Here is a 21,368-nt window from a genome sequence, read left to right on the forward strand (position 1 = left end):
AGGGAAGGGGAATCCAATGCCTGAAGGGAACGTCGGCAGCGGTGCGCGAGGCCTCCACGAAGCGCCACTGAGCAGTGCTTTTCGTCAGGCCTGGCAAGAGTGGTCGCAGGCCTGGAACGAACAATCCAAAGACAGTGACGATGAGGCGTTGGTCGAGGCCGTCGTCGAGTTCTCTACACAGATTACCCAGCGTTTGTGGCGAACGGCATTCGCCAAAGTCGGTGATGCCGCCACCGAACAGGTGACCGCCGTGGTGTATGCGTTTGTTGCACTGATCGACGAGACCCTGTTGTTTACCGTCTGGCCGGGTCAGCTCGCCTGGCAGGACAAACCGCTGGAGTCACGGATGTATGCCAGTCGTCAGGCGGGCGAGCGGCTACCACTGGCGATCAAGACATTGCTCGATGACCAGGTGCCGGCCACCCGGGATCTGGCCAATGTGTATCTGCAATGCCTGGTACTGGGTTTTGAAGGCCGCCTGCGTGGCGAGCAGAATCAGCTCCAGCATGAAAAATGGCGGCTGGCGCTGTTTGCGTTTGCCTGGCAGCACGAGCCCGATTACGCCGATGTCAGCGCCCGGCTCGAGCAGCCTTCGGCGGTCGCTCCCGTGCAGTTGCCCACGCGACTGTCGCTACCCGACGGCTTTCGTCTGGGTCTGGCGATCCTCGGTGTCGTGCTGTTGATGACCGGGTTGGGGCAGATGTTCTGGCGCGACATTCATCAAGAACTCGAGCCGGTCATGCACCTTTCCGAATCGGCAGCGGCCCAGGAGCAAGACTCATGAGTACTCTGGGGATTGTCTTGACTGTCGTTGCGGTGCTGTTGCTGCTGGCAGTATTGCTCGTGGCGGTGTGGTGGCTGCGCACCCAGAGCGGTGCCGCGATTCGCAGTTTTTATCTGTCGGTCCGGCACATGGAGCAGGAGCAGGGCACGCAGGATCGCTATCAGATTCCGTGGCTGCTGATGCTCGGCAACGAAACCCAGGGCACTCAACTGTGTGCCCAATGGCGCTTGCAACCCACCGACATACCGGCCTGGTTCGGGCGTTGGTGGTCGGACCCCGAGGGCGCAGTGCTGGTGGTGCCACAGGCGTTGTTTTTGCCTGATGAAGGCTTGAACCTGCAACGGGGCGGCTGGTGGCGTCTGTTGGGGTTGATCGTGCGCCTGCGCAGCAAGCGACCGCTGGACGCGGTGATCTGGACCGTGCCAGCCAGTCAACTGGGCGATCCGGAGCAGGCCGCCAGCCTCGGTCTGGCGGCGCGGCGGCGTTTCATCGATCTGTTACAGCGGTTCGGCCTGAGCTTGCCGGTGTATGTGGTCATCACGGGCATGGAGGAGTTGCCAGGCTTTCAGGCGTTGATTGCTGCATTGCCGGTTGAGGCGCGGGAACGTGCGTTGGGCTGGTCGTCGCCGTATTCGCCTGAGGCGGTCTGGCAATCGCACTGGAGTGATCAGGCGCTGGATCAGGTGAGCCGGGCATTGTCTGAATCGATCATCGAAATCGGTGCCTTGTCCGGGCATTTGAGCAGCGAATTGTTCGCCTTGCCGGACCGTTTCGAAGCGCTGCGGCGCACACTGCAAACCCTGCTTGAACCGGTTTTCCAGGGCAATGCACAAGGCGAGGCACCGCGTTTTCGCGGGATTTACTTCACCGCCAATCAAGCGCCGGAGAGTACTCGGGAGAGCTTCTCGGCCTATGACACGGTGTTGCAGCAGAGCGCGTTTGCCCGGCAGTTATGGCAGCGACGGATTGTCGCCGAACGTGGCGTGGCTCAGGTCGTACCGCGTATTTTGCGGCTGCGCCAACGCTGGCAACGGGTGACCGGCGTGGTGGCGCTGGCGGTCGGTCTGGTCTGGGCGATCGGTATGGTTTGGGTCTGGCACGACTCGGTCAAGGATGCTCATGAGCTGTCACGCTTGCTGCAAGGCGCGCAGAAAAACTATGTCGCGGTCACGGACGAAAGCCATCGGCTGGAACCGACGCGACGTAACGTCGAGAGTTTCTGGCGGGTACTGGAGCGGGCCCCTCGCTGGACGTTCAGTTCGCTGGTATTTCCCACTTCCTGGTTTTCATCGCTGGATGCGCAGCTGGAGGACGAGCTGCGGCTGACGGCTCAGCGGCAGCTGCTGGTGCCGCTGCAAGAGTTGCTGGTGTCGGACCTGGCGCAACTCAAGGCGATCCGCAATACCGAACGCCGGGTGAATGTTGAAAGCGAAGACCCCGCGCAATGGCAAAACTACGTCAAGGCCAAGGAACTGGTAGAGCGCGCGGTACGTCTCGAACAACAGAACCAGTGGTTCAATCAGGCGTTGAACAATCCCCGGAGCCCACTCGATGACCTGGTGCTGCTGAGCAATAATGCGTTGTCGCTGAACCTCAACGTCGGCACGTTGCGTCGCGCGGCCTTCTATAACCGGGTGCTGCTCAATTCCGACACCAGCGGGTTGAAAGCGCTGGACCTGAGCACGGAACGCTCGACCATCTCGACGAATTTTGAAGGCCTCATGGAGCGCTGGCTGGACCAGTACTTTCTGGCTGACAACTTCGTGCGTCAGGCCGGCTACCTGAAGTTGCACCTGGAGCGGCTGGAGTCCGGCAGTGGCAATTCACTCAGCGAACTCGAGGACTTGAGGGCGCTGATTGACGACCTGCAAGCATTGATTGGCTTGACCAACTCGGCGTGGGGACGGGGCAAGGGCCAGGACCTGGTGCCGGGCTACCGCGAGCTGATGGATAAAGTCCGCCAAAGCGCCTTGCTCGGGCCGCAACTGGAGCAACAGCTGGACATGCAGGCATCGAAGTTGCAGCAGAGCTTTCGCGATCAATGGATTGCCCAGGCCGGCTCGCGTGGCAATTTGCTGGTTCAGCAAGGCAGCGGACAACTGGCGTTGCAAGAGCATGTCAGCCAGCTGGACAACGCCGTGCAGGCGTTGTTCAAGCGCGATTTCGTGGCCATTGCACTGCGTCAGGATGATTCCGGCCTCAGTGCTTCACAGGGTCAGAGCGCCGACAGCGATGATCTCAACAGTGCGTTGAATTACTTCGCCAGTTACAAAAGCTACGCCAGCGAAGAGTTGCCGCGTATCCCGCCGGCGTACCGGGGCGCGCTGCTCCAGGCGGCGGAAGGGGCGGCGGCCAAGGCGATGTGGATCAGCCTGGAGGAACAGGGCGGCCAGGCGCAGCAAAGCACAGGGTTCAATGTGCAGGCCTCGCAGGCCGTGGCGTTGCAGAAAGCCTTTGTCGAGTTGCGGCGCAGTGACCTGGCCACCCGTTTGCAGAACGCGCTCAACCGTCGGGCGTTGGCCGAGGTCGCCAGTGGCCTGAACGAAATAATCGCCCAGCCGCTGTTCAGCGAAAGGACCAGTATTGCGCGCTGGGATGGTTCGAAAAACCTCGGCTTGCAGCTGTACGGTGCCAGTGATGTGCAGGACCTGAAGCTGAGCCTCAAGCAGCAGTTCAACACCATGTTGGGTATTGCCGAACAACGTACTTCGGCGCTGGAGTGGCTGAAGGTCCAGCAGCAGAATCTGTCGGGGCTGGATTACGAACGGGTTGTGCAGTTCAGTGCCTTGAATGATGAACTGCTCAAGTACAAGGAGCAGAATCCTGCCAGTTCTCCGGCACAGATCGAACAGTTGGTGAGCCGGGATTTTATCGAAATGGATGCCGGGTCCTGTGCGCAAATCCTGCAAACCGCCAACGTTTCCGGCGGCCGTGGGACGCTTGCCCTGAGGGCCCAGGAGCTGCAGCAAACCGCGATGCAGCGCTGCCAGTCGCTGCAGCAGCAACAGGCTTCGGCGGCATGGAACGACCTGGCCAACTATTTTAATCAGTACCTGGCCGAGCGTTTTCCATTCTCCAATGGCACGCAGGTGACCGATGCCGACCCGGCGCGGGTCCAGCATTTGCTGGAGTTGATCGACAAGCGCCTGCCGGTGGCGCAAGCCGGTTTGCAGCTCAGCCGGACGCCGGAACGCTTGGCCGCCGAGGACTTTCTCAATCGCTTGAAGCAGGCCAGCACCTGGCTCGGGCCGCTGTTTGTGCGAGATAAAAGCGGCATTCTCGGGGTGGAAATGGACGTGCGCTGGCGCACTGATCGCGAGGAAGAGCACGGTGCCGATCAGGTCATTGCCTGGGGCTTGAATGCCGGTAATCAACAGATCAGCTATCCCGGCGAGGCCCAGCAGAACCTGCGCTGGATGGTCGGCCAACTCGTCAGGTTGACGTTGCGCTGGGCCAGGAATGGTCCTCAGCGGCCGGTCAGCGACCCGTTGCAACCGAACCTGGTGATCAAGGATCTGGAGGCCGGCTGGGAGTACGGTGGCCCCTGGTCGTTGCTGCGCCTGATGCGTTCGCACCAGTCAAATCAGCGCCAGCCGAGCATGGACTACACCGATTTTCCACTGACCTTGCGCTTGCCGGTCGCGGCGAGCACCAGCATTGAGGAGCCGACACAGATGTTCATGCGCCTGTCATGGATGACCCAGGGATCGAAACTGCCGTTGTCCATTCAACCGTTGCCGACACGTGCGCCGCGCTCACCCTTTATATCGACGGGTTCGACGGCGGCCATCGTGACGAACGAGGAGGAGGGCTTGTGAGCCTGCCGTCGCTATCGCCATTACCCCCTTCGCTGCCGGAGTTGATCACACAGCTGCTCGAACCGATCAGCGACGAAACGCCCTGTGGCCAGGACCTGCGCTATGAGCCTGAATTCGATCAGTTGCGCGAACTGCGCCGCGAGGACGATACCAGTTTGCCGACGGGGGTCTGGCAGGCGTCGATCAAGCGTGCCCAATGGCCGGAACTGGCAAAGCTCGCCAGCCGCTTGCTGCTGGAGCGCAGCAAGGACTTGATGCTCAGTGCCTGGCTCGGCGAGGCCTGGTTGCATCTGGACGGCCTGGAAGGGTTGCCGGGCAGCCTGGCGCTGGTGGCGGGTTTATGCGAGCGCTACCCCGAGCAACTTCACCCTCAGGCCGAAGAGGGCGATCAGTCGTGGCGGGTGATTCCTCTCGAATGGCTGGCACGACGCTACAGCGAAATCCTGCTCACCCGGGTGCCGCTGTTCGACACACGCACCAGCGAATTTGCGGATTTTTGCCTGGATGATTGGCGGCGTTTGCAAGTGCAGCAGGTGATGGTCAATGACACCAAGGCTGCAAAAACCTCAGCTGAAGCCGCGCGCAACGAGCAGAAAAAACTCACCGAGCAGATTCGTGCGACACCGCTGTCCTTCTGGTTGCGCAGCCAAGGCAGCCTGTTGCTGAGCTTGCAGCATCTGCAACGGCTGGAGGACTGGAGTGATGCCTACCTGGGCAATCAGGCGCCAGGCTACAAGTCGTTGCAGGACATCATCGAGGCGCTGTTGACGCTCGTTCAGGAGTTCATCGCCATGCATCCACGTCAACCCACCCAGGCCCCGGTCGAGCCACCGCCGGTCCAGGCGCCGCAAAATACTCTGGAGCCGGAGGCTGCGCCAGCCCAACAGGCACTGCGCGAACCGGTGAGTCGCGAAGAGGCTTATCGGCAGCTGTTGCTGATTGCCGAGTACCTGGCGCGAACCGAGCCCCACAGCCCGGTGCCTTATTTGATCAGGCGTGGTGTGGAGTGGGGTAATAAACCGCTGAGTGAACTGCTTGGTGAGTTGATATCGGCTGACGCGGAGTCGCGTCGACTCTGGACGTTATTGGGGGTGCTCTAAACGCTCCACGGTCCTCTCAGAGCGGCTCGGGCAACTTGACGGGCGTCAACACCGGACGATCGGAGAAAAACGCCATCAGGTTCTGCCCGACCAGTTCAACGGTTCCCTTGGTTGCTTCCGGTGACAGGCCGGCCACATGAGGTGTGAGGATCACGTTGCTCAATGCCTTGAGCGCATCCGGTACCTGAGGCTCTTCATCGAATACATCGAGTGCGGCACCGGCGATCCGCCGTTGCTCGAGCGCGCTAATCAGGTCGCTGGTAGCAACCACGCTGGCGCGGGCAATGTTGACGATAAAACCCTGGGGGCCCAAGGCATCCAGCACCTGCTTGTTGACCAGGTGCTGCGTGCCGATGCCGCCGGGCGTGCAAACGATCAGAAAGTCAGAGGCCCGAGCCAGTTCGGTGGGCGTTGAGCAAAAGTCGTAGGGGACGTCGCTGAGTAACTGGCGGCTGTGGTAACTCACCGTCATGTCGAAGCCATTGGCGGCGCGTTTGGCGACGGCCATGCCGACGGCGCCCAGCCCCAGAATGCCCAGGCGCTTGCCGGCCAGGGACGGACGCATGATTTTCGGCCACTCTGCGCGGCGCACCGCTGCGTCGCACCGAGGGATGTCACGCACCAACGACAGCAACAAGGCCATCGCATGATCGGCCACCGACGAGGCGTTTACGCCAGCGCCATTGGTGACGGTAATGCCCCGGTCGCTTGCGGCTTGCAGATCGACCTGCTCGTATCCGGCACCGATCACGCAAATGATTTTCAGGTTCGCCAGCGCAGCGATTTCGTCGGCGTACAGCCCCAGCGGGCCGCGCGTCAGCACGGCGTCGATCTGCCCGCGGTGACTGGTGATGGCCTGGGCACGCTCGACGGGAGTGGGGGCGAGAATCAGATGGAAGCCTTGATGTTCGAGAATCGGCAGGTAATCGTTAATGGTTTCAACCAGTACCAATACGGTTGCAGGCATGCTGGGCTCCTGTAGGCACGGAATGTCGGGGCTCGAATGTCGCGTCAGGTTGCTGACTCCGGATCGGTTTGGCAATCACCAAAAGTCGCAGAACACAGTGTAGGAGCTGACGAAAGTAATGAAAGCGAGATCAAAAGATCGTCCGAAGGCTCGGGCCGCGTTCGGACGATCTTTTCAGCGCGTCAGAATCTGGCGTCCGCTGTGTTCAGTAATTTGACGAATGCTCCGTCAAGGGTCGCGTTATGGTGCTCGATGATCATTTTGGCCGATAACGCCGCAGTGTCCATGCAGGTATGGGCGTCGGCGACCAGCGTGACTTGAAAGCCCAGGTCGGCTGCGGCTCGACAGGTACTATCGATGCAATACTGGGTTTTCATGCCGACGATGAACAGCTCATTGATCCCGCTCGCCTGCAGTTGCTGCGCCAGGGACGTTGCGTAAAAGGCATTGGGTCTGGTCTTGTCGAACAGAATGTCGCTACTGGCATCCAGTTCAAGGTTGGGAAGCAAGTGCCAAAAAGCGCTGCCAGCCTCAATGGGCGAACCCTGAGGGCCGGTGTGCCGTACCGCATAAATCGGCACTTCGCGCTCTCGGGCCCGGTGAATGAGCTGCCGGATGTTGGCAAGCACTCGCTCGCCGTCGTAGGGCTTGTCCGGGCCGTTGAACAGACCGACCTGCATATCGATGATCAAAAGTGCCGATGACATAGGTGTTTCTCCATGAAGTGCCGAACGGACGGGAGAAACAACAAGGCCCCGTCCATTGCTGGCGGGGCCTGGGGTTCACTGCGCTGTATTTATTTCAGCCAGCCACCGCACGACCCGCCGGAAGCGGTCGTGGTGGTGAGGGTGAGGTTCAGCGCAGAGAAGTTCATGAGGCCGATCATGCTGTGGGTTCGGCAAACATGTCAATGCAGTCGCAAGGCGATTATTAAGTGCACTCGGCTCACTGATTAAGCGCCCCCCATAAAGCAGCTTCTTCGGATTGCTCGCGTTCAGCCGGCGGATTGTGTGGGCTGTGGCGCGTAACGCCATTTCCGAGCATCTGATCCGCATAACCATTCCTCAGCTAAGTCTTTGCTTCTGCTGATTAATCCCGGACAATCGCGCCCCTGTTTCGGCCAGGGCGCTGCCTGTCAGCTATTTCTGACTCGTCCTGACCGAGTGGCAAGTGACCGGAATGCGGAGATCCGACCGGATGAATGATCAGGCCAATAGCGTTGATGAACGCTATGAAGCGGCGGCACCAGCGAGCCTCAGCAGCTGGAATCGCCATGACACCACCTGGATGCTGGGCCTGTTTGGCACGGCAATTGGTGCGGGTACCCTGTTTTTGCCGATCAACGCAGGCCTTGGCGGTTTCTGGCCGCTATTGATCCTGGCGTTGCTGGCGTTCCCCATGACCTTTTACGCACACCGTGGCCTGACCCGCTTCGTGTTATCCGGTCGCGCGGGGGCAGACATCACGGAAGTCGTCGAAGAGCATTTCGGGATCAAGGCCGGCGCCCTGATCACCTTGCTGTACTTCCTCGCGATCTTCCCGATCCTGCTGATCTACAGCGTTGCGCTGACCAACACCGTGGGCAGTTTCCTCGAGCACCAGTTGCACATCATGCCGCCTCCGCGGGCGGTTCTGTCGTTCGTGCTGATCCTCGGTCTGCTGGCCGTGGTGCGCTGCGGCGAGCAGATGATCGTCAAGGCCATGAGCCTGATGGTGTACCCGTTCATCGTTGCGCTGCTGTTTCTGGCAGTGTTCCTGATTCCACACTGGAACGGCGGCATTCTCGCCACCGCGAGCACCTTGCCCGCGCCTTCGGCGTTGCTGCACACGCTGTGGCTGGCGATTCCGGTGATGGTGTTCTCGTTTAACCATTCGCCGATCATCTCGGCCTTTGCGGTGGACCAGAAGCGTCGTTATGGCATGCACGCCGAAGAGCGCAGCTCGCAAATCCTTTCCCGCGCTCACGCCTTGATGGTGGTGATGGTGCTGTTCTTCGTCTTCAGTTGCGTGCTGACTCTGTCGCCAGCACAACTGGCCGAGGCCAAGGCGCAGAACCTGTCGATCCTGTCGTACCTGGCCAACCACTTCAGCAACCCGACGATCGCGTTCGCTGCGCCGTTGATTGCGTTCGTGGCCATTTCCAAGTCGTTCCTGGGCCACTATATCGGCGCCAGCGAAGGCCTCAAGGGGCTGATCGTCAAAAGCGGTCGCCGTCCGGCACCGAAGACCCTGGACCGTATGACCGCAGCGTTCATGCTGGTGGTCTGCTGGATCGTCGCAACGCTGAACCCGAGCATCCTGGGGATGATCGAAACCCTCGGTGGCCCGGTCATCGCGGCGATTCTGTTCCTGATGCCGATGTACGCGATCCGCAAGGTTCCTGCCATGGCGCGTTATCGCGGCCAAGCCTCCAACGTCTTCGTGACGCTGGTGGGCCTGGTGGCGATTTCGGCGCTGATCTACTCGCTGACAGCCTGAGTCCGTAGCGGCTCGGTCCGGAACGACCGGGCCGGGCCGTTACGTATAAACGCCTGATTCAACGAGGTAACGGCCGCTGACTGCGCGAGAAGCGCGGCGCGGCCGTTTTTTTGGTACGCCGCAAAGCTTAGGGCGATCACCTGTTCCTGGTTTACCCGTTGCGGTTGGCCAAGACGTCTCAGCAGCACGCCATTACGCAAGAAGTAACGCTCCAGTGCTGGCGTGGTGACCGCGACCACTTCGTTCGCGCCCAGCTCCCAGGCGGTGTTCAAACTGTGCCAGAACACCCGCATTGGCAGCTTTCCCTGTTCGAGCGCACTGGCGGCAAAACGCGATATTTCCCAGGCATCGTTGCGCCGTGGTGCGGGTCGGTCGCAGAGAAAGGCAAACTCCTCGGACAGCAGATACGGTTCGGTGGTCGGCAATAGCCGGGCGCAGCCGTGGACATGTTGCTGTGGGTCAAGGGCGATGATGTAGCGCGTATCGTTGTGGTCAAACTGATCGAATTCGCGCCCCGGCAATGCGCCGGAGGTCTCGAGTTGCCAGCCAAGATGCTTGATGAAGACCTTGTGCCGGTAGCGGCCCAGGTTGTCATGCAGGTCGGGGGAGAGTTCGTGATGGGGCCGTGAAATAACAGTGATCATGGGTCGATATCCTTATCGTGGTGTGAGGGTTCAGATCAGCCCAAGCACCGCCGCATAGGCGGCCGCCAGGGTTTTGTTGGAAGCACCGAACTTCTTCTGAACGATCTTCAGATGGAAATTTACGGTATTCACCGAGATGCCAAGGATCAGCGCAATTTCACCGGAGCTTTTGCCGTCTGCGGTCCATTGCAGGATTTCCCGCTCGCGTTGGCTGAGCTCGATGGTTTCGCCGAGTGTCTGAGGGTGAGCGATGTCGCCGAGCCGTGAGCTCACCAGCTCGATGATACAGCGCAGGCGCAAGCGGATTTCCTCGTACTGCGCCTCGGCAACCGCCGTTTGATCGCGGGCAACCGAGAGCACGCACAGTGAATTGTTCGGCGCGTGGGCGGGTACGGTCACCCCGACGCGCAGGCCCCAGTCCTGGGCTTCATGCCATAGGTTGGAGCTGCGGTCGAAGAGGGCATCGTTCCACACGATCAGTTGGTTGGAGCGCAATCCATTGAGGATCGAGGGATCGATCGCGGCATAGTTTTGCTGGTGGTAATGCTCCATCCATTGCTGGGGGTAAGAGCCGTAGATCTCGGTCTTGGGTCGGGTGAAGGGGATCGAATGGCGTACTCCGTAGGCGTAGTAATCAAAACCCAGTTGTTGAACTTCCTGTTCCAGAAGCGCAAAAATTCTGGGCGCTTCCTGTTGCTCGAGTATTTTCATGCGCAGGTCATTCCACCATTGCATGAAATCTCTATCCCTTTCCATGGCAGTCGCCTTGATTCCGTGCACAGGAGGGAATCTAGTCCACGACGACTCGCTGTCAATGTTTAATGACACCTTTATGACCATCGCAAGCGCTCTGGCCCGGCTTTCTGGCGTTTTCAGGCGCAGCGGAACCGGATGATATTGGACCGTTGCGTTTGCACCGGTTCAGCCGGGCGAGCGAGCAAATGGCCTAACAGTGCGCTATGCACCCGTACCGCCGAACAATTCGACTCCAGGTCCAGGAAGTGCCCGGTGTCTTCGATGACCGAAAAGCTGCAAGCAGCAATGTAGCGTTGAAATAGCAGTGCATCTTCGGCGGTGGTGTACTCATCCAGGCTCCCGTTGAGGAAGTGCACGGGACTGGCAATGTCGCTGAAGCGCTGCAGATAGCCGCTTCCATTGAGGTTCAGCAGCTGATTGATATGGAAGCGCGCTTGCCGGAATTCGGCACTGGCCAGCGAAGCTACATATTGGTGATTGGCGACTTTCAAGCGCTGCGGCAAGTGTTTGCCGACGGTATCGTTGAGCAGATGACCTATGGCTGACGCGTCGTCCTGTTCAATCAGCTCCTGGGCCCGCTTCACATAGTCGAGCATGGCGCGGTTGAGGACGGGAGCGAACGCGGTGACCGCCGAACTGATGATGCTCGGCGGGTTATGCGCGAGGGCCAGCAAGGTCGAAAGGCCACCCCAGGAGGTCGACACCAGGTGATTGACCTCAAAGCGTTCGATCAGCGCCAGCAGAATTCCGACTTCGTCCTCTTTGTTGACCAGCTCTTGATCCGGATTGTGCGGGCGCGACTGACCGGCAAACGGCAGATCGAACAGCACGACATTGAAATGCTCCGCCAGGCATTTTCTGGTTCGGGCGAACGCCGCGGTGGTCGCCAACGCGCCATTGACCAGCATTACGGTGTTGCGGCGCGGGTCGTTGCCGACTCGTTCGACGTAGATCCGATAGTGCTTGAATACGTTATTGATCACCCAATGGTCACTCGACATCACAACATCTCCAGCATTGACTTCGAAAAGCGCGCAATCGTCAGGCAGCACAATCCTGTTCGGAGTTGAACGGTTGGACGATTTTTAACAAGCCCTCAGGCTCCGGACAACTACCTGATCTGGTAGGGCGCGTTGCCGGGCGCTGCTGGAAATACAGTTGCGCAACCTCTCGTCGAGGCGTTCAAGACAGTGACCAACGGCTGATTAAGGACTACGCTTGTGCTTGAAAAACAACGTGATGGGCTGTCTGCCTTGTGCCATCGTCGGTGATTTGACCGGCTTGTAATTGCTTGTCTGGAGACACCTGATTGCCGACTGAGCCACCGATTACTTCATCCAGAATCACACCTGAGAGTCCGAATCGTTGGCAGGACCTGTTGGCCGGGCTATCGATTGCCGGTTTGTTGTTGCCAGAGGCTGTCGCTTACTCAAGTATTGCCGCCCTGGCGCCTCAGGCAGGGGTTATTGCGCTGTTCGCCGGCTTGCTTTGTTATGGACTGTTTGGCACCAGCCGATTTGCCATCGTTTCCGCAACCTCTTCGTCAGCCGCCGTGCTGGCGGCCGCCACGGCGACACTGGCCAATGGCGACCCGCAACTTCGTGCGAGCCTGGCCATCGGGCTGGTACTGGTGACCGGCGCGTTCTTTTTGCTGGCCGGGTTGTTCAGGCTTGGCAGTGTGACGTCGTTCATCGCCAAGCCGGTATTGCGCGGCTTTGCCTTTGGTCTGGCGCTGACGATCATCCTTAAACAGTTCGCCAGCGTGGTCGGCGTGCACCTGAGCAACGGCAATCCGATTCGCTTTTTACCGCAGTTGCTGGAGCAACTGCCTCAGTGGAACTGGGTCGCCGTCAGTGTGGCTGCAGTGGCGCTGGCCTTGTTGTGGTTGTTCGGGCGGCTCCGGCGCTTGCCGGGTGGCTTGCTGGTGGTGGTGATCGGCATCGCGGCGGGGCAATGGCTGAACCTGCCGGCCTACGGGGTCAGGATGATCGGGGTTATCGACCTTGGCCTGGAGATTCCGAAGCTGCCGGTGCTGCCCTTTGCCGATTGGTTACGCCTGGGAGAACTGGGTTTTGCCATGGTGATGATCCTGTATGCAGAGTCCTACGGTTCGATCAGCTCCTTCGCACTCAAACACAGTGATCGGGTGTCCTCGAACCGGGATTTGCTGGCGTTGGGGGCGTCGAACCTGGTGTCCGGGTTGTTTCACGGGATGCCGGCAGGGGCGGGCTATTCCGCGACTTCCGCGAATGAGGCCGCCGGCGCGACGTCGCGTTTGGCCGGTGGCGTGGCAGCGCTGGTGGTGCTGATCATCGTCCTGACAGTGCTGCCTTATATCGCCTTGACCCCTGAACCGATACTGGCCGCGATCGTCATGCATGCGCTGGGCCGTGGCTTGAGCCTGCAACCGTTGGGGCGCTATTTTGTCTGGCAGCGTGATCGCCTGCTGGTGATCTGCGCCGTGGCGGCGGTGTTGGTATTGGGGGTGCTGGACGGTTTGCTGGTGGCGGTGGCAATCAGCGTGCTGTTGATGCTCAAGCAAATGTCAGCGGCGGATATCCAGATTCTCGGGCACATCGGCACCGGGCACGACTTTGTCGACATGCAACGTCATCCATTGGCCAAGGCCGTACCGGGGATGCTGATTGTCCGACCGGGCGAAGCGCTGTTCTTTGCTAACGCGGAGCGAATTCTCGGCGGCGCATTGCACTTGATTCGGCACTCTGAAACGCCGATTCACACAGTGATTCTCAGCCTGGAAGAGTCGCCAAACCTGGACGGCTCCAGCATCGAGGCGCTGCAGGAGTTTTTCTTGCGGGTACGTAACGAAGGCAAGCGCCTGGTGCTGGCGCGTCTCAAGCTTGAGGCGCAAGCGGCACTGTCGGCGTTACCGGAGGTTAAGCATTCGCAGGTCACGCTCTGCGACTTGAGCGTCGACGGCGCGGTGCAGGAGGCACTTAAAGCGTAAGGGCAAAACCTTGTGGCATAAAAAAACGCCGCGCACCTTACGATGCGCGGCGTTTTCTATGGCGTTGTAACGTTAGGCTTGAATGACCGGGATGTTGGCATTCGCTGCAGCTTCACGGAACTCGGCGATCTGGTCGAAACTCAGGTAGCGATAGACATCGCTGGCCATGGTGTCGATTTCTTTCGCGTAGGCCATGTACTCCTCGACGGTCGGCAGGCGACCCAGGATCGAAGCCACCGACGCCAGCTCGGCCGAAGCCAGGTAGACGTTGGCGCCATCGCCCAGACGGTTCGGGAAGTTACGGGTCGAGGTCGACACGACGGTGGAGTTCGGTTCTACGCGAGCCTGGTTACCCATGCACAGCGAGCAGCCCGGCATTTCCATGCGCGCGCCAGCCTTGCCGTAGATGCCGTAGTAGCCTTCTTCGGTCAGTTGGTGAGCGTCCATCTTGGTCGGCGGCGACAGCCACAGACGGGTTGGCAGCTGACCCTTGACCTGATCCAGCAGTTTACCGGCAGCGCGGAAGTGACCGATGTTGGTCATGCACGAACCGATGAACACTTCGTCGATCTTCTCGCCAGCAACGCTGGACAGCAGACGGGCATCGTCCGGATCGTTTGGCGCGCAGAGCACAGGCTCCTTGATGTCGGCCAGGTCGATTTCGATGATTTCAGCGTATTCGGCGTCAGCATCGGCAACCATCAGCTCAGGGTTGGCGATCCAGGCTTCCATCGCTTGAGCACGACGTTCCAGGGTACGCGCATCGCCGTAGCCTTCGCCGATCATCCAGCGCAACAGGGTGATGTTGGAGCTCAGGTACTCGGTGATCGACTCTTTCGACAGCTTGATGGTGCAACCGGCAGCTGAACGTTCAGCCGAAGCGTCGGACAGCTCGAAGGCTTGTTCGATGCTCAGGTTGTCCAGGCCTTCGATTTCCAGGATGCGGCCGGAGAAGGCGTTCTTCTTGCCTTTCTTCTCTACGGTCAGCAGGCCAGCCTGGATCGCGTAGTAAGGAATGGCGTGAACCAGGTCACGCAGGGTGACGCCCGGTTGCATTTTGCCTTTGAAGCGCACCAGGATCGATTCCGGCATGTCCAGTGGCATCACGCCAGTGGCTGCGGCGAACGCGACCAGGCCGGAACCGGCCGGGAACGAGATGCCCATCGGGAAGCGGGTGTGCGAGTCACCACCGGTGCCGACGGTGTCCGGCAGCAGCATGCGGTTCAGCCAGCTGTGGATAATGCCGTCGCCCGGACGCAGGGAAACGCCGCCGCGGGTCATGATGAAGTCTGGCAGGGTGTGGTGAGTGGTGACGTCGATCGGCTTTGGATAGGCCGCGGTGTGGCAGAAGGACTGCATGACCAGATCGGTCGAGAAGCCCAGGCATGCCAGGTCTTTCAGTTCGTCACGGGTCATCGGGCCAGTGGTGTCCTGGGAACCGACGGTGGTCATTTTCGGTTCGCAGTAGGTACCTGGGCGAACGCCGGCTACGCCGCACGCCTTGCCGACCATTTTCTGCGCCAGGGTGAAACCCTTGGTGCTTTCAGCCGGAGCTTCCGGCTTCTTGAACAGGTCGGACGGTGGCAGACCCAGTTCGGCACGCGCCTTCTCGGTCAGGCCACGGCCGATGATCAGCGGGATACGACCGCCAGCACGAACTTCGTCGAGCAGGACCGGGGTCTTCATTTCGAAGGTGGTCAGGACTTCATCAGTGCCGTGTTTGCAGACTTTGCCAGCATGAGGGTACAGGTCGATCACGTCGCCCATGTTCATGTTGGTGACGTCGAATTCGATTGGCAGTGCGCCGGCATCTTCCATGGTGTTGTAGAAGATCGGAGCGATTTTGCTGCCGAAGCAGAAACCGCCAGCGCGCTTGTTCGGCACGTAAGGAACGTCGTCGCCGAAGAACCACAGAACCGAGTTGGTCGCCGATTTACGCGAAGAGCCGGTACCCACTACGTCGCCGACGTAGGCAATCGGGAAACCTTCGCCGCGCATGGTTTCGATCTGCTTCATCGGACCAGTGACGCCTTGCTCGTCCGGCACGATGCCGTCACGGGCCATTTTCAGCATGGCCAGGGCGTGCAGCGGGATGTCTGGACGCGACCAGGCATCAGGAGCAGGGGACAGGTCGTCGGTGTTGGTTTCGCCGGTGACCTTGAACACGCGCAGGCTGATCTTGTCGGCCAGCACCGGGCGGTTCTTGAACCACTCGCCGTCAGCCCAGGATTGCAGTACGCCTTGAGCGTGAACGTTGCCGTTCTTGGCTTTTTCCGCGACGTCGTGGAAAGCGTCGAACATCAGCAGGGTGTGCTTGAGTTGCGCAGCGGCGACGGCGGCCAGTTCGGCGGAGTCGAGCAGGTCAACCAAGGTCACGATGTTGTAGCCGCCTTGCATGGTGCCAAGCAGTTCAACAGCGCGCTTTTTGTCGATCAGGGGGGACGTGGCTTCGCCTTTGGCCAACGCAGATAGGAAACCGGCCTTTACATAGGCTGCTTCGTCCACGCCAGGCGGAACGCGATTGGTGATCAGGTCAACGAGGAAAGCTTCTTCGCCAGCAGGAGGATTCTTCAGCAGCTCAACCAGGCCTGCAGTTTGTTCGGCGTTAAGCGGCTGGGGAACGATACCCAGTGCTGCGCGCTCTTCGATATGTTTGCGGTAGGCTTCAAGCACAGTTATTACCCTCATCAGTGGTCCCAAATGGGTGTCCGGGACGCTCATCCCGAAATTGCCGTACTCATGCGCTGCGTGGCGTTGTGGGCCGCTTAGCCAGAATTACCGACAATTCCTTACAGAAGCTGCTTTCAAAGTTTTACGCCTGCAGAACGGGGAGCTGATGAGGGTTGGCGCTGAGTTTTTCCCCGCTGGAAATACTCATCGCCAACACCGCTCTGAAGGAACGACTGTGCTCGTGACGCTTTGAAAACAGCTTCTAACGGACATTGGCGCCTTAAAAGGCTGGCTGATTCTACGGCAAAAAAAATTTAAAGGTAAGTTAGCCTCTGAACTTTGAGGGGTGATGAATGTTAGACAAAGGGCTAACATGCCGACCTGTTTTGCTTTCTCGCGTTCTGCCTACCTATGCCCAATCAAACCATCAAGACTCCCTGTGTCGGCCTCTGTTCCACTGTTTACGGTGATCTGGTGTGCCGCGGCTGCAAGCGTTTCCACCATGAAGTGATTCACTGGAACGGTTACAACGAGGAAGAAAAGCGCGCCGTCTGGCTGCGTCTTGAGCAGCTGTTGGTGCAAGTGATGGCCGGGAAGCTCGAGATTTTCGATCCCTGGCGGCTGCGTGAGCAACTGGAGCAGCGGAAGATCCGTTTTGTGCCGCATCAGTCGGAATATTGCTGGGCCTACCAGTTGATCGCCCGGGGGGCGCGGGTGATCAACAATCTGGAAGCTTATGGGATGGTGTTGTTGCCGGAGTTCCGCGACTGGAGCTTGCCGGAGTTGCGTGATGCCATTGATCGGGAGTTTTTCCTGCTGTCGGAAGCGCATTACCAGCGTTATATCGCGCCGGGTTTCCTCAGGGATGCGTTTGGCAACTGATCAACTGTACACAGTTCAACTGTGGGAGCGAGCCTGCTCGCGATGGCGGCCGGACAGCCGACCAATCTCTTGCGAGTGTACATAAATCTACTGTGGGAGCCGGGCTTGCCCGCGATGGCGGCCTGACAGCCGACCGATCTCTAGCAGGTGTACATATCCATTCCTGCGGTAACGGCCGCTTAGGGTTTCGCCTGACGGCGACTCACTTTTTTTACAAGCGCCTAAAAAAAGTAAGCAAAAAAACGCTCGCCCCAAGCGTCCGGCACCTCGCCTAGGCTCGGCGTTCCCTCGCTCCGGCGTCCATCAGGGGGCATCGCCTACGGTCTGCTTCGCGACGACCTCCTCTCGATGTGTCCGGCTGCGCCGTACGGCGCTGCGCGCCCCCCCCTGATGAACACCTCCACTCGGCCTCCCGATAGGGGCGGGTGGATCAAGATCAACTGCGGCAGGCGAGCTAACGCTCGGCCTGTTGAGTGGTTGGGGGCGGGCGCGCCGCTTTATTGTGTGCGGCAGGCTGCGATCTTTTGATCCTTAGTTGTCGTAACCCAGGTTCGGCGCCAGCCAGCGCTCACTCACACTCAGCTCCTGGCCTTTGCGGGCGGTGTAGCTTTGCACCTGATCCTTGTCGATTTTGCCCACGGCAAAGTATTGCGCCTGCGGGTGGGCGAAGTACCAGCCGCTGACGGCGGCGGCCGGGAACATTGCATAGTGCTCGGTGAGGAACACTCCGCTGCGACCGGCGTGCATTTCGCTGGCCTCGGGATCCAGCAGCGCGAACAGCGTGCCTTTCTCGGTGTGGTCCGGGCAGGCCGGATAGCCGGGGGCAGGGCGGATGCCGGTGTATTGCTCTTTGATCAGCGCCTCGTTGTCGAGGGTCTCGTCCTTGGCATAACCCCAGTAGTTTTTACGAACCTGCTGGTGCAGCCATTCGGCACAGGCCTCGGCCAGACGGTCGGCCAGTGCCTTGACCATGATCGAGTTGTAGTCGTCGCCAGCATCCTGATAAGCCTTGGCGACTTCTTCGGCGCCGATCCCGGCAGTGGTGATGAAACCACCGACATAGTCGGTAATGCCGCTGTCTTTCGGCGCGACGAAGTCGGCCAGGGAGAAGTTCGGCTTGCCGTCGGTCTTGATGATCTGCTGGCGCAGGTGATGCAAGCGGGCCAACGGCTTGCCGTCGTCGCCATAGACTTCCAGGTCATCGTCGTGCACCTGATTGGCCGGCCAGAAGCCAAACACCGCACGGGCGCTAATGAGCTTCTCGTCGATCAGTTTGGCGAGCATTTCCTGAGCGTCGGCGTACAGCGCGGTGGCTGCTTCACCGACCACCTCGTCCTGGAGGATGCGCGGGAATTTACCGGCCAGGTCCCAGGAGATGAAGAACGGCGTCCAGTCGATGTACTCGGCCAGCACATTCAAGTCGATGTTGTCCAGCACCTTGGCGCCGGTGAACGTCGGCTTGACCGGTTCGTAAGAACTCCAGTCGAACTGTGGCTTCTTGGCGATCGCCGCCGGGTAGCTCAAGCGTTCGGTGCGGGCGCTGCGGTTGGCGGTGCGCTCGCGGACTTCGATGTATTCCTCGCGGGTTCTCTCGACGAAGCCGGCCTTCAGTTCCTTGGACAGCAACTGCGTCGCCACGCCGACAGCGCGTGAAGCGTCGGTGACGTAGACCACCGCATCGTTGCTGTACTTGGGTTCGATCTTCACCGCCGTGTGGGCCTTGGAGGTGGTCGCGCCACCGATCATCAGCGGCAGATGGAAATCCTGGCGCTGCATCTCGCGGGCCACATGGACCATCTCGTCCAGCGAAGGCGTGATCAAACCGGACAGGCCGATGATGTCGCACTTCTGCTCTTTGGCCACTTGCAGGATTTTTTCGGCCGGGACCATCACGCCGAGGTCGACGATGTCGTAGCCGTTACAGCCGAGCACCACGCCGACAATGTTCTTGCCGATGTCGTGCACGTCGCCCTTGACCGTGGCCATCAGGATCTTGCCCTTGGCTTCCGGCTTGTCGCCTTTTTCCAGTTCGATGAACGGGATCAAGTGCGCCACCGCCTGTTTCATCACGCGGGCGGACTTCACCACCTGTGGCAGGAACATCTTGCCGGCGCCAAACAGGTCGCCAACGATGTTCATGCCGGACATCAGCGGGCCTTCGATGACCTCGATGGGCCGGGCGAAGGACAGCCGGGATTCTTCGGTGTCTTCCACGATGTGCGTGGTGATGCCTTTGACTAGCGCGTGCTCCAGACGCTTGTTGACGTCCCAGCTGCGCCATTCTTCGGTCTCGGCTTCCTTGACGCTGCCATCGCCCCTGTACTTGTCGGCAATCGCCAGCAGGGCGTCGGTGCCGTCCGGGGTGCGGTTGAGGATCACGTCCTCGACGGCATCGCGCAGCTCGGCCGGGATCTGGTCGTAGATCTCCAGTTGGCCGGCGTTGACGATACCCATGGTCAGGCCGTTGCGGATCGCATACAGCAGGAACACCGAGTGGATCGCTTCACGCACCGGGTTGTTGCCACGGAACGAGAACGACACGTTGGACACGCCGCCCGAAGTCAGTGCGTAGGGCAGTTCGTCACGGATATAGGCGCAGGCGTTGATGAAGTCGACTGCATAGTTGTTGTGCTCTTCGATACCGGTGGCGACGGCGAAGATGTTCGGGTCGAAGATGATGTCTTCCGGCGGGAAGTCGACTTCGTTGACCAGAATGTCGTAGGAGCGTTTGCAGATCTCCTTCTTGCGCGCTTCGGTGTCGGCCTGGCCGGCTTCGTCGAAGGCCATCACCACCACGGCAGCGCCGTAGCGCTTGCACAGTTTGGCGTGGTGAATGAACTGCTCGACGCCTTCCTTCATGCTGATGGAGTTGACGATGCCCTTGCCCTGGATGCACTTGAGGCCGGCTTCGATCACTTCCCATTTCGACGAGTCGATCATGATCGGCACGCGGGAGATGTCCGGCTCGCCAGCGATCAGATTGAGGAAGGTCACCATGGCCTTCTTCGAATCGAGCATCCCTTCGTCCATGTTGATGTCGATCACCTGCGCGCCGGCTTCGACCTGCTGCAGGGCGACTTCCAGCGCTTCGGTGTAGTTGTCTTCACGGATCAAGCGGGCGAATTTGGCGGAACCGGTAATGTTGGTCCGCTCGCCGACGTTGACGAACAACGAGCTGCGATCGATGGTGAACGGCTCCAGGCCCGACAGGCGGCACGCCTTGGGGATATCCGGAATCTGCCGCGGCGCATAGCCGGCAACCGCTTTGGCGATGGCCTCGATGTGCCCCGGCGTGGTGCCGCAGCAACCGCCGACGATGTTCAGGAAACCGCTTTGGGCGAATTCTTCGATGACCTTGGCGGTTTCCACCGGCAGCTCATCGTATTCACCGAATTCATTCGGCAGGCCGGCGTTCGGGTGCGCCGACACGTAGGTGCTGGCCTTGTTCGACAGTTCTTCCAGGTACGGACGCAGCTCACGGGCGCCAAGGGCACAGTTCAGGCCAACGGAAATCGGCTTGGCGTGGGCAATGGAGTTCCAGAAGGCTTCGGTGGTCTGGCCGGACAGGGTGCGACCGGAGGCATCGGTGATGGTCCCGGAAATCATGATCGGCAGTTCGAAACCGACTTCCTCGAACACGCCCTGCACGGCAAAGATCGCGGCTTTGGCGTTCAAGGTGTCGAAAATGGTTTCGATCAGGATCAGGTCGGCGCCGCCTTCGATCAGGCCTTTGGTGGCTTCGGTGTAGTTCTCCACCAATTCATCGAAGGTCACGTTGCGATAGCCAGGGTTGTTAACGTCCGGCGACAGCGAGCACGTGCGGCTGGTCGGGCCCAGGACGCCGGCGACAAAACGTGGTTTGTCCGGGGTTTCGAGGGTCTTGGCGTCTGCCACCTTGCGTGCAAGGCGTGCACCTTCTACGTTTAACTCGTACGCCAGGCCCTGCATGCCGTAGTCGGCCTGGGATACCTGGGTGGCGTTGAAGGTGTTGGTTTCCAGAATGTCGGCGCCGGCATCCAGGTATTGCTTCTCGATCGCCCCGATCACGTCCGGGCGGCTCAGCACCAGCAAGTCGTTGTTACCCTTGACGTCGCTTGGCCAGTCGGCAAAGCGTTTGCCACGGTAGTCCTGCTCCTCGAGCTTGAAGCTCTGGATCATTGTGCCCATGCCGCCATCGAGAATCAGGATGCGCTCTTTGAGGGCTTGCTTGAGGACGTGTAGGCGAGCACTGCGATCGGACATTAGGACTACCTGGTAAGGCCATTACGAAGGGTCGGAATAATAGCAAACCTGTGCGCTTT

The 21,368-nt window shown here is 59.9% G+C and carries 13 protein-coding genes; 6 read left to right on the forward strand and 7 right to left on the reverse strand.

All coding sequences use genetic code 11. The features are described 5' to 3' along the window. The first annotated feature begins 16 nt into the window (after positions 1-16). Genes BK658_RS20040 through tssA form a run of 3 tightly spaced genes read left to right on the forward strand, consistent with a single transcriptional unit; the run spans position 17 to position 5,702 of the window. On the forward strand, positions 17-784 hold the full coding sequence (locus BK658_RS20040) for a DotU family type IV/VI secretion system protein (protein ID WP_123583816.1): 768 nt from the start codon (positions 17-19) through the stop codon (positions 782-784). After that, the gene (locus BK658_RS20045; protein ID WP_123583817.1) at positions 781-4,602 is read left to right on the forward strand and encodes a type VI secretion system protein; all 3,822 of its coding nucleotides are present in this window, start codon (positions 781-783) and stop codon (positions 4,600-4,602) included. The genes BK658_RS20040 and BK658_RS20045 overlap by 4 nt, the downstream gene beginning before the upstream one ends. Then, positions 4,599-5,702, forward strand: coding sequence for a type VI secretion system protein TssA (gene tssA / locus BK658_RS20050; RefSeq protein WP_123583818.1), 1,104 nt, complete (start codon positions 4,599-4,601; stop codon positions 5,700-5,702). The genes BK658_RS20045 and tssA overlap by 4 nt, the downstream gene beginning before the upstream one ends. Before the next feature lie 16 nt (positions 5,703-5,718). Here the strand turns inward: tssA and BK658_RS20055 are convergent, their stop codons facing one another. Then, entirely contained in the window at positions 5,719-6,669 is a 951-nt protein-coding gene (locus BK658_RS20055) for a 2-hydroxyacid dehydrogenase (RefSeq protein WP_123583819.1), read from the reverse strand. Between the two features lie 182 nt (positions 6,670-6,851). Beyond that, positions 6,852-7,376 (reverse strand): cysteine hydrolase family protein, encoded by a 525-nt coding sequence (locus BK658_RS20060; RefSeq protein ID WP_123583820.1) that lies wholly within the window; start codon positions 7,374-7,376, stop codon positions 6,852-6,854. A 490-nt stretch (positions 7,377-7,866) separates the two neighbouring features. Between BK658_RS20060 and BK658_RS20065 the strand changes: the two genes are divergently transcribed. Beyond that, entirely contained in the window at positions 7,867-9,147 is a 1,281-nt protein-coding gene (locus BK658_RS20065; protein ID WP_123583821.1) for a serine/threonine transporter, read from the forward strand. Here the strand turns inward: BK658_RS20065 and BK658_RS20070 are convergent. The 3 genes from BK658_RS20070 to BK658_RS20080 form a co-directional block, all read right to left on the reverse strand. Beyond that, positions 9,129-9,791 carry an acyl-homoserine-lactone synthase gene (locus tag BK658_RS20070; RefSeq protein WP_123583822.1) on the reverse strand — a complete coding sequence of 221 codons (663 nt, stop codon included), beginning with the start codon at positions 9,789-9,791 and terminating at the stop codon, positions 9,129-9,131. The genes BK658_RS20065 and BK658_RS20070 overlap by 19 nt on opposite strands. A gap of 30 nt (positions 9,792-9,821) precedes the next feature. Beyond that, on the reverse strand, positions 9,822-10,547 hold the full coding sequence (sdiA, locus tag BK658_RS20075; protein ID WP_123583823.1) for an autoinducer binding domain-containing protein: 726 nt from the start codon (positions 10,545-10,547) through the stop codon (positions 9,822-9,824). 116 nt (positions 10,548-10,663) lie between these two features. Next, positions 10,664-11,548: an alpha/beta fold hydrolase gene (locus tag BK658_RS20080; protein ID WP_123583824.1), complete on the reverse strand. Its 885-nt coding sequence runs from the start codon at positions 11,546-11,548 to the stop codon at positions 10,664-10,666. Between the two features lie 308 nt (positions 11,549-11,856). On the opposite strand from BK658_RS20080, the gene BK658_RS20085 reads away from it, so the two are divergent. Further along, positions 11,857-13,515 (forward strand): SulP family inorganic anion transporter, encoded by a 1,659-nt coding sequence (locus BK658_RS20085; protein WP_259740113.1) that lies wholly within the window; start codon positions 11,857-11,859, stop codon positions 13,513-13,515. A 72-nt stretch (positions 13,516-13,587) separates the two neighbouring features. On the opposite strand, the gene acnB is transcribed toward BK658_RS20085, so the two are convergent. After that, entirely contained in the window at positions 13,588-16,188 is a 2,601-nt protein-coding gene (gene acnB, locus BK658_RS20090; protein ID WP_123583825.1) for a bifunctional aconitate hydratase 2/2-methylisocitrate dehydratase, read from the reverse strand. Positions 16,189-16,596: 408 nt separating this feature from the next. Here acnB and BK658_RS20095 point away from each other — a divergent pair, with 408 nt between their 5' ends. Then, complete coding sequence (locus BK658_RS20095; protein WP_123583826.1) at positions 16,597-17,067, forward strand: DUF1289 domain-containing protein; 471 nt, start codon at positions 16,597-16,599, stop codon at positions 17,065-17,067. 531 nt (positions 17,068-17,598) lie between these two features. Here BK658_RS20095 and metH read toward each other — a convergent pair. Continuing rightward, positions 17,599-21,309: a methionine synthase gene (metH, locus tag BK658_RS20100; RefSeq protein ID WP_123583827.1), complete on the reverse strand. Its 3,711-nt coding sequence runs from the start codon at positions 21,307-21,309 to the stop codon at positions 17,599-17,601. Positions 21,310-21,368: the final 59 nt, after the last annotated feature.

Origin of the sequence: Pseudomonas brassicacearum, from assembly GCF_003732175.1 — a bacterium.
GTDB classification, from domain to species: Bacteria; Pseudomonadota; Gammaproteobacteria; order Pseudomonadales; family Pseudomonadaceae; genus Aquipseudomonas; species Aquipseudomonas brassicacearum_G.